The sequence below is a fragment of the Hartmannibacter diazotrophicus genome, from assembly GCF_900231165.1.
In the GTDB taxonomy this organism is placed as follows: Bacteria; Pseudomonadota; Alphaproteobacteria; order Rhizobiales; family Pleomorphomonadaceae; genus Hartmannibacter; species Hartmannibacter diazotrophicus.
The window spans coordinates 2413914-2428459 of the sequence record NZ_LT960614.1; the positions used below are offsets into that span (position 1 = coordinate 2413914).

The following is a 14546-nucleotide window of genomic DNA, read 5'->3' on the forward strand; positions in this document are numbered from 1 at the left end:
AACCGCCTTGGAGGTTCCCTTGAAAGCCCCTCAAAAGACCACCTTCCGCATCACCGACAAGGCCGGCGAATACATCGCCGGCAAGCGCCGCGTGCCCGGTGCCGAGACCGTCATGCTCACGGCGCGCGAAGCCGCCTACGATCTGTCGCTCGGCACGCTTGAACTCATGGAGGACAAGTCCGCCGCCAGAAAGCGGACGAAGCCCGAGACGTCCGGCGCGGGCGAGACCGCCAACGGCGAAGGCTGATCCTCCATGGCGCGCGCCGTCCGATACCGCACCGGGATCTCCGACACGACGGGCAAGCCGCTCGTCGGCTGGGATCACGTGCGGCAGAGCCTCAACAAGATTTGGTTGACGCGGCCGGACAGCCGCGTGATGCGGCTCGACTTCGGATCGACGATGCATGAGCTGCTCGGCGAGGACGTGACGCCCGAGCTGGCGCTCCAGCTCTATGTCGCCCTTGTCCAGGCGGCGCACGCCAACGAGCCCGAATATCGGCTGAGCGAGGTGCAGCTCGTCTGGCTCACCCGCGAGGGCGGGCTCGGGCTTCGCCATGCCGGCACCTATTTTCCCGAGGGCCGCCTCGGCAATTATCAGCTCGCCATTCCGGTCACGGCCGAGCCGAAGCTCTTGAGGGCGGCGGCATGATGGTCGCACGCTCTCCCATCCTGCTTTCCTTCTGCGGCATACCCTTGTCGCCGAACCGCTCACACTTCGGCGGGGTATGCCGATGACGCGCTTCGCCGACATCGACCTCGCCAATCTGCCGGCGCCCGAAGCCGTCGAGACGCTCGACGCCGACGCCATCGCGGCCGAACGGATCGCCGAGCTGGCGACGCGGCTTGCGGCGATCGGCGTGCCCTTCGATACGGGCGGCCTCGACAGCGAGCCGCTTGCCGTCGTCGAGCAGGCCGGCGCCTTCGCCGAGACGCTGTTGCGCGGGCGGGTCAATGACGCGGTGCGCGCCGTGCTGCTCGCCACGGCGACGGGAACCGACCTCGACCAGCTCGGCGCCTTCCTCGGCGTTGCCCGCCTTGTCCTCACCCCGGTCGACGACACCGCGACGCCGCCGACCGAAGCTGTGCTTGAGAGCGACACGGCTTTCCGTCGTCGCATCCAGCTTGCTCCCGAGGCCCTGTCCGTCGCCGGACCGGAGGGCGCCTATCTGGCGCTGGCGCTCGGAACCTCGGACGCCGAAGGCGCGCTCCTGGTCAAGTCGGCCGCCGTCCATTCGGTTGACGCCAGTTTCGAGGCGGCGCCGGCCGGCTATCGCGTCGTCGACGCGGCCGATGCGCTCGCCGAGCTGCTCGCCGCATCGGCGGACGAATGGATCATCGACGACGGCGCCGGCGCCGCGCCCGATCGCTTCCGGCTGCCCGCCGGCCATGTGCATGTGATCATCCTGTCCGCTGCCGGCGACGGCGCGGCCGACGCCGACCTGGTCGCCGCCGTCAGGGCCAAATTGTCGGCCTCCGAAGTTCGCCCGATCGGCGATTTTCTGCATGTGGTGGCGGCGTCGATCGAGCCTTACGCGATCGACGTCACCCTGACGGTTGGCCCCGGCGCCGACCGGTCGGCAGTCGCCACGCTTGCCGAGGCCCGGCTTGCCGCCTTTGCCGATCGCCAGCACGCGGTTGGCGCAGAAGTCACCCAGGCGATGCTTGCGGCGGTCGCGTCGGTCGCCGGCACGGACGGTCTGCCGGTTGCCGCCCGGATCGCCATCACGTCGCCGGCCGCCGACGTTCTCCCCGGACCCTTCGCGGCGCCTTTCGCCTCGTCGATCGCCGTCACGGTGGAGGTGAGCGATGACTGAGGCAAGCCGCACGGCCAATGCCGATCTCATCTTGCCGGCCTCTGCAACCAAGCTGGAGCGGGCGCTCGTCGCTCTGGCGCTTCGGATTGGCGAAATCCCGTTGCCCTTGCCCGATGCCAAGGATCCGGCACGGACCGCGCTCGCGCTGTTGCCGCATCTTGCCTGGGAACGCTCGGTCGACGTCTGGGATCCGGACTGGCCGGAAACCGTCCAACGCGCCGTGGTCGCGGCGGCCTATGAGGTCCACCGCCGGAAGGGCACGCGCGGTGCGATCGAGGCCGCGCTCGCCGCGCTTTCCGTCGACGTCGACATCGTCGAGTGGTTCGACATGGCCCCGATGGGCGAACCCTATTCCTTCGCCGTGACGGCCTATGCGCGGACGAACCTCTACCAGGACGCGCCGCTGCTCGATGCCCGCACCATCGCCTCAATCGACCAGACCATCCGCAGAACGAAGCCGGCGAGCCGGCCTTATCGGCTTGCCGTCGGCGCGCTCGCCGAGGGCTCGATCGGCGTTTCCGGGACGGCCACCGCCGAACTGAGAGGGCGGCTCGACGCCCGCGCGGCCTTCCGTCCGAAGCGCACCATCACCCTCGGGCTCGCCGCGACCTCCACCGTCCAGATCCACGTCCGACTTGACATGAGGGCCACATGACCGCCGCCGCGCTGCAAATGACCATCACGACGGCGGGGCTTGCCGCCGTCATCGCCGCCCAGGGCGACGGGCTCCAGGCGACCATTATCGAGATCGCCGTTGGCAAGGGTGAGCCTGCGGGAGCGGACTTCGTCGGATATGAGCCGGTCGAGACGGCGACGGCGCTTGTCAGCGAGGCAGCGAGGGTGCCGCTGATCTCCGGCCAGGTGCTTGCCGGCAAGGGCTTTCGCGTCCAGGCGCAGGTTCCGGCGACCGAGGACGTCTACACCATCCGCGAGATCGGGGCGTTTCTGAGCGACGGCACGTTGCTGGCCCTCTGGTCCGATCCGACCCAGCTCGTCGCCGCGACGTCACCTCTCGCGGACATCAATTTCGCGGTCGACCTCAATCTGGCGGCCCTTCCGCTGGACGCGCTGGCGATCACCGTCCTGGAGCCGGATGTCCCGGACCTGACGCCGATCCTTGCCGAACTGCTGGCCGCCCAGGCCGCCAACCACCTCAACCACATCGAACTCGACCAGCGCTGCCGCGCCGCTGGCATCTGAGGAGCGACACGCATGACGACCGCCGCAGACTCTCTCAACAACGCTGCCAGCCAACTGGCGCTGGTCATCGCCGCTTATCAGCAGGTGACCGACGCAGTGCAGGAAAGGCTGGACGCACTCGCCGACTGGCAGATCGCCGATCCGATCACCGTCACGATCGGCGTCGACTACGCCACCATCCAGGAGGCCTGGGACGCGTTCAAGTTCAAGCAGTTGAATGCGGACGTGATCATCCAGGTCCCGGACGGCATCCACCCGATCAACCCGCTTCTGATGGCCGACGCGCCGTTCGGATCGCGAATTCGCATCCTCGGCAACATCGCCAATGCGGCCGCCTGCACGCTTCAGTACACCGGCGGAGCAGCAGACTACATCGTCTCTGTGGAGCGTTGTGCGCTGGAATTTTCCGGCTTCACGATCGACGGCGACGATCCGGAGGCGATCCTGACAGGGCTGCGCATCGTTGGCGGCTTCGTGACCAGCCAACCGGGCTCCATTCGTGTCAACGGTGTGGCGTCCGGTATCTCCGGCCAGGGCGGGGCGTGGTATTCGGGCGGTCAGCCGGAAATCACCGGCTGCCAGATTGGTATCGCCGCTTACGACAGCGCGCGTGTCGAATGCCCCGAGGCGACGATCGTCGGCCTCGGCAAGACATGGCTCGGGAGCAACGGCACCGCCCGCTCCTATGGCCTGTACTCGATCCGGTCGGGCACGGTCATCGCGCCCAAGTCGACGATCGATGCAGCCTATTTCGGGATGCAGGCGATCCGCGCCGGGGCGATGTTCGTTAGCGGAACGGCCCTCGATGACTGCGACACGGCCATCACTGCCGATCGCGCCGGCAATATCTACGCAGGCCCTGCCACCGACGGAACGCCGACCACGGTGACCAACGTCAACTCCGGTTTCGTCGCATCCATCAACGGCACGATCGAGGCGCAGAGCGCCGTCGTCGATGGCGCCATCACCGGCTTCGTCGCTTCGGGGAACGGTTCCATCGTCGCGGCGGGCGCGACGGCCAAGAACTGCTCCTCCTACGGCTATTCGGCCGTCCGCAACGGCTATATCGCCGCCCAGGACACCAACGCCAACAATGCCGGCAATGCCGTCAACTACAACCTTGCAAACGACACGCCCGGCGCGACCGGCGGTCTCATCACCTACAGCTAAGAGGAAGAGCAGACCATGGCAGACATGCAGCCACCGCGCGCCGATCTGCGCGATGCCATCCAGCGCCAAGCGGGCGACCTTCAGACCCTGTTCGGCACGACGTCGGACGGTGCCCTGGCGCTGGCGCTCACCGTCGCCCGCATGGCGCGGGCGATGTCCGGCGGCAGCACCATCGCCGAGATGAAAGCGGCCGCCGCCGCTGCCGACGCCGTGCTCGGCCCGCTGCTCGACGCGGTCGACGCCGGCACGGTCGTCACGACCTATTCGGCCAAGGGCAGTACCGAGGCCGACGTTTTTGCCGAAGTCGGGGAGCGGTCGACGGCTGTTGCGGCCGTCTTCGCCGACGCCGAAACCTGAGGAGCCGGCTATGCCGATCGACAAGAGCCTTGACCCGACGCTTTCGCGCAAGCGCTCCCAGGAGATGCTGGCCGTCGAGAGCGGCCCGGCGCGCGACTGGTACACGCTCACCAACGCCATGATCGGCGCCAAGGAGCTGCCGACCTATGGCCGCGCGCTGGAGATCATTCTCGACGATGCGGTCAACCGTCCGGTCACGTTCGTCGTCGTGCCGATCGACGAGACGAGCGACGCGGCAACCCGCTCGATCCCGGTCTACACCTCCGGCCCGCTGCCGAGGTCCGTCCGCCGGATCGTTTCGATCAACGGCGCGGCCGTGGTTCCGGCCGGTGTCCAGGTCGACGTCATTACCGTCTGAGGGAGGCCCGCGTGGACCCGTTCGGCTTCGGCATTGGCAACAGCATCGGCGGGCGTCGCCGCAGGGGCGACGTCCTTCCGCCGGGCTTCTCGTGGACCTACGACGCGGGCGGACAGCCGGTCTACTGGCGCGGCAACCGCGTCTTTGACGACGGCGTCAAATTCTACATCTGGAGAGATTGATGGGGGCCTATCTCAACGTCCTTGAAACCGTCTACGACGAGCCTACGGTCGACGAGCCCGAGGCGCTGCTCGGTCGGGGGACCAGCGGTTTGGTCGGTCCCGTGCTTCCGGCCAAGCTCTTCAATGCAGTCTTCGACGCGGCGATCGACACGGCCCTTGCCACGGGCACCATCAATCCCTTTGTCGGGATGGCGCGGGATGCGGGCGGCAACATCGGCGCCTATTACATCGACGGGCTCCGCCGCAACATCGAGAATTTCCGCTACGGGACGGACCCGATCGGCGACGACACAAACATGCTTGACCGCGCTAGCCAGGCATCGAAGCAATATGGCTGGGTGATCACCTGCAAGCAGGGTGCGTTGCGCGTTTCGTCGTGGAAATGGTACTCGAAAATGCGCTTTGTCGGCTGCGGCTCCAGCCTGACGACCGGCACGCGGGTCATCCAGCTTACAGGTGCGAGCGGGCCGCTCGTCACCCTCGACAACGGGCCTGTCATCAATGTCGAAGTTCGCGGCATCGGCTTTGACGCCAACCTTGCGAACGGCCCTCAGATCGGCCTCATGTGGCAGGCCAAGCCCGTCGCGCCGGACAACAATGGCGGCCTCTGGTGGTCGCGCCTCGACGATGTCGCGGTGCGCGGCTTCCGGCTCGGCATCTGGTCACGCGGCGGCAGCGACGGCCTGACGCCGAACCAGTTCATCTTTGCTACCGGCGTTCGGGTTTGGCGCGTCGGCGACGCAACGGAACTGGAGCTGGCCACCGGCCTCTTGATGACCGGCCAGCACGGCCAGATCGTTTGGGATGGCGCCTGCGAATTCGACGGCCCTGGCGGCATCCGCAAGGGCGTCAATGTCCAGGTCCGTCCGGAGTTCACGACGGACGAGGCCGAACTCGGCTATTGGGACTGGTTGGGCGCTACCGCGCCAACGCTCATTGCGGGAGCTTGGTCGCCGGGCTACGTCGATTTCAGACCCGGCAGTACGATGCAGAATGCCAAGATGGCCATCGTCTTCTACAAGGCGGGCATCAACCGGGTCGGAGCCTGGACGGAGAATGTCGACCGCTCCTATGTCTTCCGTGGCAACGCTCGAAGCAACATCATCACCGGTGCCCTGGCGACCAATGGCTCGCTAGACTGGACGATCGAGCTTGAGTCCGGCTGTACCCTCCATATCGCCGGGTTGAAGGTTCAGGGTGAGTTCGGATTGCTCTTCAGCGCCGGAAACGCGAACCAGGGCGTGACCGGTCTGGAGACGGTCCACCGGCTGGCCGACATGCAGGCGGCGACCACGGGACTGACACGCCAGCGGGGGACGCCGACAGCGGGTACGCTGGCCGCCGACGGCAATACCTTCCTGGCCGTCAACTCGACCACCACGCCGATCACCTACATCGAGAGCTGGCTGACCTGGAATGTTGAACTGGTGCTCCGAGCCTATGACAGCGACGTGCCCTTCGGACCCGGCGGCAATATCGCCATGCCGCTCGATGCAGCCGGCAACGAAATCGGCCTACTGGTCCTTCACAAGGGCGAGTTGATGACACTCGTCCGCGACGACTTCGCCGGACACAAGTTCCGCATCAAGGCCATCGTGCGCATTCCGAAGCTCGCGGCGGCTGCGCCGGCTGCCGGCCAATGGGCGATCGGCGAATTTGTGGTCAACTCCGCGCCGGTGATCGACGCCAACGGCGCTTACGTCAAGCAGTGGAACCGCGTCACCAACTGGACCTCCGCTGCCAACAACAATGCCCTGCTGGTCGACTGGTTTCCCGAAGTCGCCTTCACGGCAAGCTTTGCGCACGCATAGGAGCGGTGAATGATTGACGACCCCGAAGACGTACCGGCCGGCGAAGAGACGATCGCCGGCGAGGATCTGACCCTCCCTCCGGTCAAACGCCCGCCGCCGCCCGACCACAAGTTTGCCAAGGCTGCCAAGGTGCGGATCCCGGACTATCAGGCGAAGGGTGAAATCAAGGCCCTCGGGCGCCTGCCGGACGGCACGCCGACCTATGCGGTCTATTACGTCACCGACACCGGCCATGCCGAGGCGAGCTGGGTCGACGAGCACATGCTCGAACCCGAATAGAGCGCAGTGAGGGAAGACGAGGCAGCCGGCTGGCAAGCCCGAAACAGCAGCGGCCGGGGCTGAAGAGGTTCAGCCCCGGCCGCTTTGCGTCTGGCGTCTACTTTGGGGCGATTGCTTCCGGCGGTCAAGCCGTCGTCGATCCTCAAGGAGCCCGCCATGCCCGCAGCCGTTCCCAATGTCGGCGTTCGCGTCTTTTCCGATCTGTCCAACACGATCGTCACGATCGACACCCGCGACCAGTCGGCCATCGGCCTTTGCGTGCCGGCGCCGGCCGCCGATGCGGGCACCTTCCCGGTCAACACGCCCGTCCTGATCGACACCTCGGACGCCGACCTGATCGCGCTCCTGGGGGAAGGCGATGCGGCCGACGTCATCGAGCAGATCAATTCGGAGGGCATCGTCGCCCAGGTCATCTACGTCAATCCGGGCGTTGACGCAGAGGCCACGCTCGACGAGGCCGTGACGGCGATTGCCGGCGACAGCGCGACCAAGACCGGCATCTTTGCGCTGCTCAATGCCAAGGCACTCCTCGGCGTGGAGCCCGGCATCCTGCTCGCCTCCGGCTACACCCACACCCGCCCGACCAACGCCAAGAACCCGATCGGCGCGGCCATGGAGGCGATCTGCACCCAGATCATCGACTGCATCGGCATCGTCGACGCGCCGCCGGAGACCGAGGCCGGCGCCGTTGCTTATTTGGCCGACTTCGCCACGTCCCTGCAGATTTGTTGCGCGGTGGTCGCGATCAAGGCGTCGATCGGCGGTGAGACCGTGGTGCGGCCGATGTCGCCCCATTGGGCGGGCGCCATCGTGCGCCGGGACCGCAGCGCCGGAACGCCGTTCAAGGCGGCCTGGAATACCGCTCTCAAGGGCGTGCTCGGCACGTCGCGGCCGATCATCTATCGTGACGGCGATCCGACCTGCGAAGCCAATCGCCTCGTCCAGGCCGGCGGCGGCGTCGTCATCGAGACCAATCTCCTTTGGGCGCCCTTCACCACGGCAACGGACCCGACCGTCAAGAGCTGGCGCTCGCTCAAAGTGGTCCGCACCCGCCGGGCGCTGGAAAAGGCCATGGTTCGCCCGATGCGCGCCTACATGGCCCAGGACATCACGCCCCACACCGTGACGCTGATCTTCCGGGCGATCGACGACTATTTCGACGGCGTCCAGGCGCTCGGCGCGATCATCGATCACGTGGTGCTCTGGGACTCCAGCCTCAACACGGCAGCGGCGCTCCAGGCCGGCGCGATCTCGGCCAAGGTCAACTGGCAGGAGACGCCCGACCTCGTGGATCTGGGCATCTATACCGGCGCGATGCCCGAAGCCTTCGACGTGCTCCAGGCGGCGATCGCCGCCGCGCTCGCCAGCCTCGGCGATCCGAACATCCGCGTCGCGGCATAAGCCCATACGCCCGAAAAGTGGGGACCGGTTTTCGGGCAAGCGTATGGGGCAGGACAAGGAATACCCGGAGAGGGGCGGTCTGGTATGGCTCGCAAGGCCCCCAGCACCCATTGGGAACGGTCCGACCGTAGGGGCTCAGCCCGCCGCCCCCAACATCTTTTCACCGCGCCGACGCACCGGCGCCGCAAGGGAGCCAAGCAATGGACGGCATCATTCGTGGCGGCAACGTCTACGTCCAGGAGATCAACCAGCGTCTCCACCTCGACAATTTCAAGCTGCCCCCGCTGAAGCGCGAGATGATCGATTTCTTCATGGGCGGCGGCTTCTTCAAGGTCTCGCTGCCCGGCGAGGTTTCGCCGTTGGTCGCCGAAATGGCGGTGGACGGCAGCCACCAGAGCCTTCGCTCGCGCTTCGGCCGTGAGCCCGGCGACTGGACGACGGTCACCTATTACGAGCGCCTGCTCGATGCCACGACCGGCGTCAACAAGGGCCGCATCGTCATGCTGCGCGGGCTCCTCAACGAGATCGAGCCGGCCGGCGTCGAGGGCCTCAAGGCCAAGGACAAGACCATGACGCGCTTTTCCTCGATCGTGCTCTATCACGACATCGTCGACGGCGTGACGGCCCACAAGTTCGATGTCTTCACCAACACCCTGATCATCGACGGCACCAACTACACCGCCGAACACAACCGGCTGATCGCGGCCTGATCCCGGAGCGCGCAATGACGACTGACGACAAGGCCGGCGCTGCCGGCGGCATCCGCGTGAAGACCCCGGCCGGCGACGGCAAGATGGTTGAGGAGACGATCCCGCTGCCGCCCGCCGACATCATCGCGGAGATGGCCGCCGAAGCGGGCGAGCTAGCGCCGGCCACGCCGGAGCCTACCGAACCGGCCGCGCCCAAAGAGGTCGAAAAGCTCGATTTTTGCGAGCCTGAAGCACTCTTCAAGACCGTACCACTGAAGCACCCGTTCATGTGGCAGGGCCGGCGGATCGACCATGTCGAGGTGCGCAGGATATCGGGCGGGGAGTTGCGGCCGTTCGCGGATCTTCTGGCGTCAGAAGGAGCGGACAAGAGCGATTTTTCCGCCTTGGTCACGGGCCTTCCGGCAAAAGTCATCCGGGGCATGGAAGCCGGGGACACGATGGCGGTCTGGGAGGCGGCCATCGATTTTTTGCCCCAGCGCTACCGGACGGCTCTCGGCTGGTAGTCGATCTGGCCGATCTGGCGTGGTGGCGCCGGATCGCCCTTGAGGTTTCCGCCGCCGCCATGACGCCTTATCGCGAGGTGCTCTCCTGGCCGCTCGACGAGTTGCTCCTCGTCCATTACGAGGCCCGCCGACTGAGGGTATCTCATGTCTGATCGCACGCTCGACGTCTCCCTTGTCCTGAAACTCGTCGACCAACTCACCCGCCCGGCCGAGAAGGCCGATCGGGCGCTTGTCGGCCTGCGCGAGGCGGCAAAGGGGCTCGACCGCGCGGAGGGCGGCGAACGCCTGGCCGGCGATCTCAAGGCCGTGTCCGGCGCCGCCGGAAAGGCCAAGACCGACATCGACCAGATGCGCCAGGCCGCCGATCGCACGGACGACGGCAACGGCCCGGAGCAACTGAAGCTCGACCTCAACAGCGTGGCCAATGCGGCGGACCTGGCCAAATCCGACATCGACCAGATGCGCACCGCTGCCGATCGCGTCGATGACGGCAGCGGCCCGGAAAATCTAGGGTCAGACCTGAAGGTTCTCTCGGGCGCGGCCGACAAGGCAAAGGCCGACATCGACCAGGTGCGCAATGCCGCCGACCGCGTCGATGACGGTCGCGGACCGGAGGCCCTGAAGAGCGACCTCGATGGCGTGGCGGGCGCGGCCGGTGAGGCGGAGCAAAGGATCGATCGTGCGAAAGCGGCCGCCGAGCGTCTTGGCCGAACGAATGTCGACCGATTTGGCAGAAGCATGTCAGGCGCGGCGAGACCGGGCACGCGGGGCGGCCTTTCGAAGGCCGCCACCGCCATGCTCAACCGGCTCGGCGCCGACGCGATCCTGCCGATTGGATCGGGCGTCGCCTACGCGCTTGGTGGCGGTGTCGCTTCTGCTGCGCTCGTGGCCGGAGCTTCGGTCAAAGGAGCAGCGAGCGACGAGTTTGCGAGCGATCAGCACCGTGTCCTCGGCGAATACGGCAAGGAAGATCAGGCCCGATACGATCGCCTCATGTCCGAGATCGGCGCGCGCAAGGGCGTCGGAACGCAAGGCGCCATGGGTGTCTTCAGCCTTCTCATGAGCGGCGGCCTGGACGCGAAGAATGCGTCGGCGATGACGGAAGGCGCCATCGTCTTTTCCAAGGCAACGCAGGCCAATCCCGAGGACTCGGCGCGCACGACCATTGCCCTGAAGAACAACATGGGCATCGGGCAATCCGACATGATGGCCGCCTATGACGCCATGGCCTTGGGCGGCAAGGCCGGGCAATTCGAAGTCCCCGACATGGCGAGGAGCTTCCCGGCGCTGGCGGCGAGAATGAAGGGGCTCGGCGAAAGCGGGATGCAGGGCGTCAAGGGCCTCGTGGCCATGGCGCAGGCTATTCGCAAGACCGCCGGATCGAGCGACGAGGCGGCCACCAACTTCGAGAACATGCTCGACAAGTTCACCGCGTCCGACTTCATCAAAAACGCCAAGGACGTCGGCATCAATGTCGAGAAGGTTCTGAAGGACGCGACAAAGAGGGGTGTATCGCCGGTCCTCGCCCTCATCGACGAAATCGGAAGGAAGGTCGGAAACGATCCCTTCAAACTCTCGGCCTTGCTGCCGGATCGTCAGGCGCGCGCGGGCGTGCAGGCCGTTCTTACCGACATGTCTGAAGTCAGGTCGTTGATTGAGGAGATGGACCGATCCACCGGCACGGTGATGAATGACTTCGCGACGGCCACAGACAACGCTTCGAGCGCCTTTGACCGGTTTTCGTCGAATGTCGTCGCAAAGACCAAGTTGCTAGGCGCCCAGGTGCTGCCAGTACTGACGGCGGCGATGAATGGGCTTTCGGGCGCGATGGAAAGCCGCAATCGCGAGCCGGCAAAGATCGAGGTGCCGGACGACGCCCCCGCCGATCTGAAAAGCGCCGTCAGCAGCGCGAACGATCGCGGCGCGCGGCTCAATCGGTTCTTCGAGGGGCTCTTCGGCTTTGACAAGAGCGATGCGTCCCGCGCGCTCGACCAGGCCGATGCTTACCGCACCAACGCGGAAAGCCGGATGGCGGGCGCGGACGCGCCTCGTCCGAAGGTGCCCGAGATGTCGTCGCTCGTGGCCACGCTCGAAATGGCCCAGGTCGAGGACATGAGGAAGGCCGCTGCGGCGGCATCTTCGAGCGCCGCCCCAGGCGACCCTGAAGCGCGGTTGAAGGCCAATCTGCAGCAACTCGACACGCTGCGGAAAGCCTTGAGTGACTTCGTTTCGCCGGAGGCCCAGACGGCGGTCAAAGGCCAGATCGAGGCCGTCATGGGCAACCTCAAGGCCACAGCCGAGAGCACCGATTTGGCGCCGGCCGGCCGGGAGATGCTTCAGAAATATGCCGGTGCGCTGGCAGCCGAGAGCGACCAACCCTTGTCGGTCGCTCGGAAGCTCGCCGACGAACTCAAGGCGCTTCTCGACATCACCCTGACGCCCCGGATAGTTCCCGAGACGGGCGGTTATCCCGTTCCAAGGCCGCGACCACGCGCCAACGGCACGCCTTCGGCCGATCCGATCCGCTATGAACCGCCGTCGGCCGCACCGCGCGCCACGCGGATCGACTACGCCCCGCCTCCGCCCGATCGGGCCGCACCGGCCTCCGCGCCGCAACGACAGGCGGCAATTTCCCGTCCTGTCACGGTGCACCAGACCATTCACCAGACGATTACCGGCACGGCGGACGCCGAGGCCACGGGACGGGCCGCCGCGCGGGCATTGGACCAGCAGACCGCTCGCTCGTTCGCCGCCGCCCTTCATGACCTCGGGAGCACGGCATGAACGCGCTCGTCGCCATCGGGCCGGCGATCCTTCGCGTCATCGGCATGAACCCGCAACGGATCGCCAGCCGGGAGACCGGCCGCGTCATCGTCACGCCCACCTTCGGCGGCAACGATATCCAGCTCACCGGCTCCGATCCCAAGGAAACCTCGATCGATGCCGAGACGCTGCCGCAAACCCTCGGCGGTACGGACGCGGTTACCTTGCTCACCGCCTATCAGCGGCTTCAGACGCCCGTCCCCTTCATCCGCCTGTCGGCCTCCTTCCTCGGCCTCGTTTCGACCGGGAGCGTCATCGTCAAGGAGCTGGAGGTCGACGAGGAGCGGCTCCATCCGCGCGACGGGCTTGGCCGCATCATGCGCATGCGGGTCACCCTCGTTCATTCCGGCGATTTGTTCGGCTGGGGGCTGAGCTTCCTATGACCACCTACACCGTGCGCCTGCCGGACGGCGAACGCCTCGACCGGATCGCAAAGGCCCTGTTCGGATCGGAGCGTGACGGCGCGACCGAGACGCTCCTCGATGCCAATCCGGGGCTTGCCGCCCTTGGCCCCGTCATCCCGGCCGGGACCGTCGTCGTCGTGCCCGACGCCGTGACCGCGCCCGCCGACGACACCCAGCGGATTTGGGAGTAACGCATGGCCGTTCGCTTTCCGCGCGTCGAGGTGACAGGCCCGCAAGGCGGCAATCTCTACACCCGCTTTTCCTCAACGCTGGCCTCGATCACGATCACCGACGCGGCCGGTTACGACGCCGACGAATGCGTCCTGCGTTTCCGCATGACGCCGCCCTATATGACCGCGCCGGAGCTGGGCACGATCTACGACGTCACGGCCGGCTGGTCGGACGGGATCGGCGGCACCTACAAGGGCCGCTTCTCGGTTCAGCGCGTCGGCTTCGGCGGCGATCCGAAGCGCGGTTACGAGATGCTCGTGATCTGCCGCTCGGCGCTGCTCTCAGACAAGCTGCTCGACCAGGGCAGCGAGCATTTCGACGACAAGACATTCGGCGACATCGCCAAGAAGGTCGCCAAGGATGCGGGCCTTGAGGCCGTCGTCGACAAGGAGCTGGCAGCGATCAAGATCAAGTATCGCCTGCGCCGGTCGCAAAGCCGCATCGACTTCCTGACGGACATGGCCAGCGATTTCGGCGCGACCTGCAAGGTGGCGATGGACAAGATCATCCTGGCAAAGCGCGGCAGCGGCAAGAGCGCGTCCGGCGCCGATCTGCCGACGATCACGCCCATCTTCATCGGCGGCGAGTTCGGCCACAACGTCGATTTCGAGCTACGCGGCGTCGTGTCTGAGTCGGGGACGGAGACCTATGACCCGAAGACCGGCAAGCTGATCAAGTCGGCCGACACCGGCAAGGGCAAGGGCAAGGCGAAGGCGATCCATCAGGCGGCCTCGACCGAGGAGGCGAAGGCCATGGCGGCGGCCCGTCTGCGCGAGCTGCTCCGCCGCACGATCAGCGGCTATTTCGAAATGCCGGGCAATCCGATTGCCTTTGCCGGCGCCGACGTCAAGCCGCTGGGATACGGCCCCGACATCTCGCAGGCCAAGATGGTCGCCGAGAGCGTCATCCACGAAATCAGCCCGCAAGACGGCTGGATCACCACCGTAACCGTCGAGCGCAAGCCAGACTGAGCATCGGACCCAAAAGTGGGTCCGGTTTTGGGGAGCCTAAAAAGGTGCTTCAAGCCGCATTATGCAGACCCAAAACGGGTGCCATTCGATCTTGCGCGCCGTGCCATTCGGTTTTGCGCGCTACACTTGCGCGCCAGGCTGGCGGACAACGGCGCCGGCGTCTGAATCGCAAAAGAAGAATGCGGAAGAGAGATGGTGAGCGCGCTGGGACTCGAACCCAGGACCGTTCGATTAAAAGTCGAATGCTCTACCGGCTGAGCTACGCGCTCACAACAACGGGAACCGTTCCGGTTTGACGGGCCCGCAAGTGGGCTTTGACATACTCGACGGGT

General features: G+C 66.3%; 19 protein-coding genes and 1 tRNA gene. 18 read left to right on the forward strand and 2 right to left on the reverse strand.

The window, feature by feature from the left end:
• Window positions 1-19 precede the first annotated feature (19 nt).
• The 14 genes from HDIA_RS11405 (at window position 20) to HDIA_RS11465 (ending at window position 9785) form a co-directional block, all read left to right on the forward strand.
• The gene (locus HDIA_RS11405; protein ID WP_099556277.1) at window positions 20-247 is read left to right on the forward strand and encodes a hypothetical protein; all 228 of its coding nucleotides are present in this window, start codon (window positions 20-22) and stop codon (window positions 245-247) included.
• A gap of 6 nt (window positions 248-253) precedes the next feature.
• Window positions 254-649 carry a GPW/gp25 family protein gene (locus tag HDIA_RS11410; protein WP_099556278.1) on the forward strand — a complete coding sequence of 132 codons (396 nt, stop codon included), beginning with the start codon at window positions 254-256 and terminating at the stop codon, window positions 647-649.
• An 82-nt stretch (window positions 650-731) separates the two neighbouring features.
• Window positions 732-1814, forward strand: a complete 1083-nt coding sequence (locus tag HDIA_RS11415; RefSeq protein ID WP_157775515.1) for a baseplate assembly protein — start codon at window positions 732-734, stop codon at window positions 1812-1814.
• A complete protein-coding gene (locus HDIA_RS11420) occupies window positions 1807-2469 on the forward strand; it encodes a phage tail protein I (protein WP_099556280.1) in 663 nt (220 codons plus the stop codon). Before HDIA_RS11415 ends, HDIA_RS11420 begins: the two co-directional genes overlap by 8 nt.
• Entirely contained in the window at window positions 2466-3014 is a 549-nt protein-coding gene (locus tag HDIA_RS11425) for a phage tail-collar fiber domain-containing protein (RefSeq protein ID WP_245884243.1), read from the forward strand. Before HDIA_RS11420 ends, HDIA_RS11425 begins: the two co-directional genes overlap by 4 nt.
• A 12-nt stretch (window positions 3015-3026) precedes the next feature.
• Window positions 3027-4184, forward strand: coding sequence for a hypothetical protein (locus tag HDIA_RS11430; protein WP_099556281.1), 1158 nt, complete (start codon window positions 3027-3029; stop codon window positions 4182-4184).
• Between the two features lie 15 nt (window positions 4185-4199).
• Window positions 4200-4541, forward strand: a complete 342-nt coding sequence (locus HDIA_RS11435) for a hypothetical protein (protein WP_099556282.1) — start codon at window positions 4200-4202, stop codon at window positions 4539-4541.
• A 10-nt stretch (window positions 4542-4551) separates the two neighbouring features.
• Window positions 4552-4899, forward strand: coding sequence for a hypothetical protein (locus tag HDIA_RS11440; protein WP_099556283.1), 348 nt, complete (start codon window positions 4552-4554; stop codon window positions 4897-4899).
• 11 nt (window positions 4900-4910) lie between these two features.
• Window positions 4911-5081 carry a hypothetical protein gene (locus tag HDIA_RS25330; RefSeq protein ID WP_157775517.1) on the forward strand — a complete coding sequence of 57 codons (171 nt, stop codon included), beginning with the start codon at window positions 4911-4913 and terminating at the stop codon, window positions 5079-5081.
• Window positions 5081-6892: a hypothetical protein gene (locus tag HDIA_RS11445; protein ID WP_099556284.1), complete on the forward strand. Its 1812-nt coding sequence runs from the start codon at window positions 5081-5083 to the stop codon at window positions 6890-6892. The genes HDIA_RS25330 and HDIA_RS11445 overlap by 1 nt, the downstream gene beginning before the upstream one ends.
• Before the next feature lie 9 nt (window positions 6893-6901).
• Window positions 6902-7171, forward strand: coding sequence for a hypothetical protein (locus HDIA_RS11450; protein ID WP_099556285.1), 270 nt, complete (start codon window positions 6902-6904; stop codon window positions 7169-7171).
• 156 nt (window positions 7172-7327) lie between these two features.
• Window positions 7328-8572 (forward strand): phage tail sheath protein, encoded by a 1245-nt coding sequence (locus tag HDIA_RS11455; RefSeq protein ID WP_099556286.1) that lies wholly within the window; start codon window positions 7328-7330, stop codon window positions 8570-8572.
• 200 nt (window positions 8573-8772) lie between these two features.
• Window positions 8773-9282, forward strand: a complete 510-nt coding sequence (locus HDIA_RS11460) for a phage major tail tube protein (RefSeq protein WP_099556287.1) — start codon at window positions 8773-8775, stop codon at window positions 9280-9282.
• A gap of 14 nt (window positions 9283-9296) precedes the next feature.
• The gene (locus HDIA_RS11465) at window positions 9297-9785 is read left to right on the forward strand and encodes a phage tail assembly protein (RefSeq protein WP_099556288.1); all 489 of its coding nucleotides are present in this window, start codon (window positions 9297-9299) and stop codon (window positions 9783-9785) included.
• Here HDIA_RS11465 and HDIA_RS25335 read toward each other — a convergent pair.
• Window positions 9761-9931, reverse strand: coding sequence for a hypothetical protein (locus HDIA_RS25335; RefSeq protein ID WP_157775519.1), 171 nt, complete (start codon window positions 9929-9931; stop codon window positions 9761-9763). The two genes, HDIA_RS11465 and HDIA_RS25335, sit on opposite strands and share 25 nt — an antisense overlap.
• Between HDIA_RS25335 and HDIA_RS11470 the strand changes: the two genes are divergently transcribed.
• The 4 genes from HDIA_RS11470 to HDIA_RS11485 are packed head-to-tail and all read left to right on the forward strand — an operon-like array spanning window position 9930 to window position 14214.
• Complete coding sequence (locus HDIA_RS11470) at window positions 9930-12569, forward strand: phage tail tape measure protein (RefSeq protein ID WP_099556289.1); 2640 nt, start codon at window positions 9930-9932, stop codon at window positions 12567-12569. The two genes, HDIA_RS25335 and HDIA_RS11470, sit on opposite strands and share 2 nt — an antisense overlap.
• Window positions 12566-12991, forward strand: coding sequence for a hypothetical protein (locus HDIA_RS11475; RefSeq protein WP_099556290.1), 426 nt, complete (start codon window positions 12566-12568; stop codon window positions 12989-12991). Before HDIA_RS11470 ends, HDIA_RS11475 begins: the two co-directional genes overlap by 4 nt.
• A complete protein-coding gene (locus tag HDIA_RS11480; RefSeq protein WP_099556291.1) occupies window positions 12988-13203 on the forward strand; it encodes a tail protein X in 216 nt (71 codons plus the stop codon). The genes HDIA_RS11475 and HDIA_RS11480 overlap by 4 nt, the downstream gene beginning before the upstream one ends.
• Window positions 13204-13206: 3 nt before the next feature.
• Complete coding sequence (locus HDIA_RS11485; RefSeq protein ID WP_099556292.1) at window positions 13207-14214, forward strand: phage late control D family protein; 1008 nt, start codon at window positions 13207-13209, stop codon at window positions 14212-14214.
• A 193-nt stretch (window positions 14215-14407) separates the two neighbouring features.
• Here HDIA_RS11485 and HDIA_RS11490 read toward each other — a convergent pair.
• Window positions 14408-14483, reverse strand: a tRNA-Lys gene (locus HDIA_RS11490).
• Window positions 14484-14546: the final 63 nt, after the last annotated feature.

What these genes read in the sequence shown, in the direction of transcription:
- HDIA_RS11410 (WP_099556278.1), top strand. Translation starts at nt 254, where the DNA reads ATGGCGCGCGCCGTCCGATACCGCACCGGGATCTCCGACACGACGGGC.
- HDIA_RS11415 (WP_157775515.1), top strand. Translation starts at nt 732, where the DNA reads ATGACGCGCTTCGCCGACATCGACCTCGCCAATCTGCCGGCGCCCGAA.
- HDIA_RS11420 (WP_099556280.1), top strand. Translation starts at nt 1,807, where the DNA reads ATGACTGAGGCAAGCCGCACGGCCAATGCCGATCTCATCTTGCCGGCC.
- HDIA_RS11425 (WP_245884243.1), top strand. Translation starts at nt 2,466, where the DNA reads ATGACCGCCGCCGCGCTGCAAATGACCATCACGACGGCGGGGCTTGCC.
- HDIA_RS11430 (WP_099556281.1), top strand. Translation starts at nt 3,027, where the DNA reads ATGACGACCGCCGCAGACTCTCTCAACAACGCTGCCAGCCAACTGGCG.
- HDIA_RS11435 (WP_099556282.1), top strand. Translation starts at nt 4,200, where the DNA reads ATGGCAGACATGCAGCCACCGCGCGCCGATCTGCGCGATGCCATCCAG.
- HDIA_RS11440 (WP_099556283.1), top strand. Translation starts at nt 4,552, where the DNA reads ATGCCGATCGACAAGAGCCTTGACCCGACGCTTTCGCGCAAGCGCTCC.
- HDIA_RS11445 (WP_099556284.1), top strand. Translation starts at nt 5,081, where the DNA reads ATGGGGGCCTATCTCAACGTCCTTGAAACCGTCTACGACGAGCCTACG.
- HDIA_RS11450 (WP_099556285.1), top strand. Translation starts at nt 6,902, where the DNA reads ATGATTGACGACCCCGAAGACGTACCGGCCGGCGAAGAGACGATCGCC.
- HDIA_RS11455 (WP_099556286.1), top strand. Translation starts at nt 7,328, where the DNA reads ATGCCCGCAGCCGTTCCCAATGTCGGCGTTCGCGTCTTTTCCGATCTG.
- HDIA_RS11460 (WP_099556287.1), top strand. Translation starts at nt 8,773, where the DNA reads ATGGACGGCATCATTCGTGGCGGCAACGTCTACGTCCAGGAGATCAAC.
- HDIA_RS11465 (WP_099556288.1), top strand. Translation starts at nt 9,297, where the DNA reads ATGACGACTGACGACAAGGCCGGCGCTGCCGGCGGCATCCGCGTGAAG.
- HDIA_RS11470 (WP_099556289.1), top strand. Translation starts at nt 9,930, where the DNA reads ATGTCTGATCGCACGCTCGACGTCTCCCTTGTCCTGAAACTCGTCGAC.
- HDIA_RS25335 (WP_157775519.1), bottom strand. Translation starts at nt 9,931, where the DNA reads ATGAGATACCCTCAGTCGGCGGGCCTCGTAATGGACGAGGAGCAACTC.
- HDIA_RS11475 (WP_099556290.1), top strand. Translation starts at nt 12,566, where the DNA reads ATGAACGCGCTCGTCGCCATCGGGCCGGCGATCCTTCGCGTCATCGGC.
- HDIA_RS11480 (WP_099556291.1), top strand. Translation starts at nt 12,988, where the DNA reads ATGACCACCTACACCGTGCGCCTGCCGGACGGCGAACGCCTCGACCGG.
- HDIA_RS11485 (WP_099556292.1), top strand. Translation starts at nt 13,207, where the DNA reads ATGGCCGTTCGCTTTCCGCGCGTCGAGGTGACAGGCCCGCAAGGCGGC.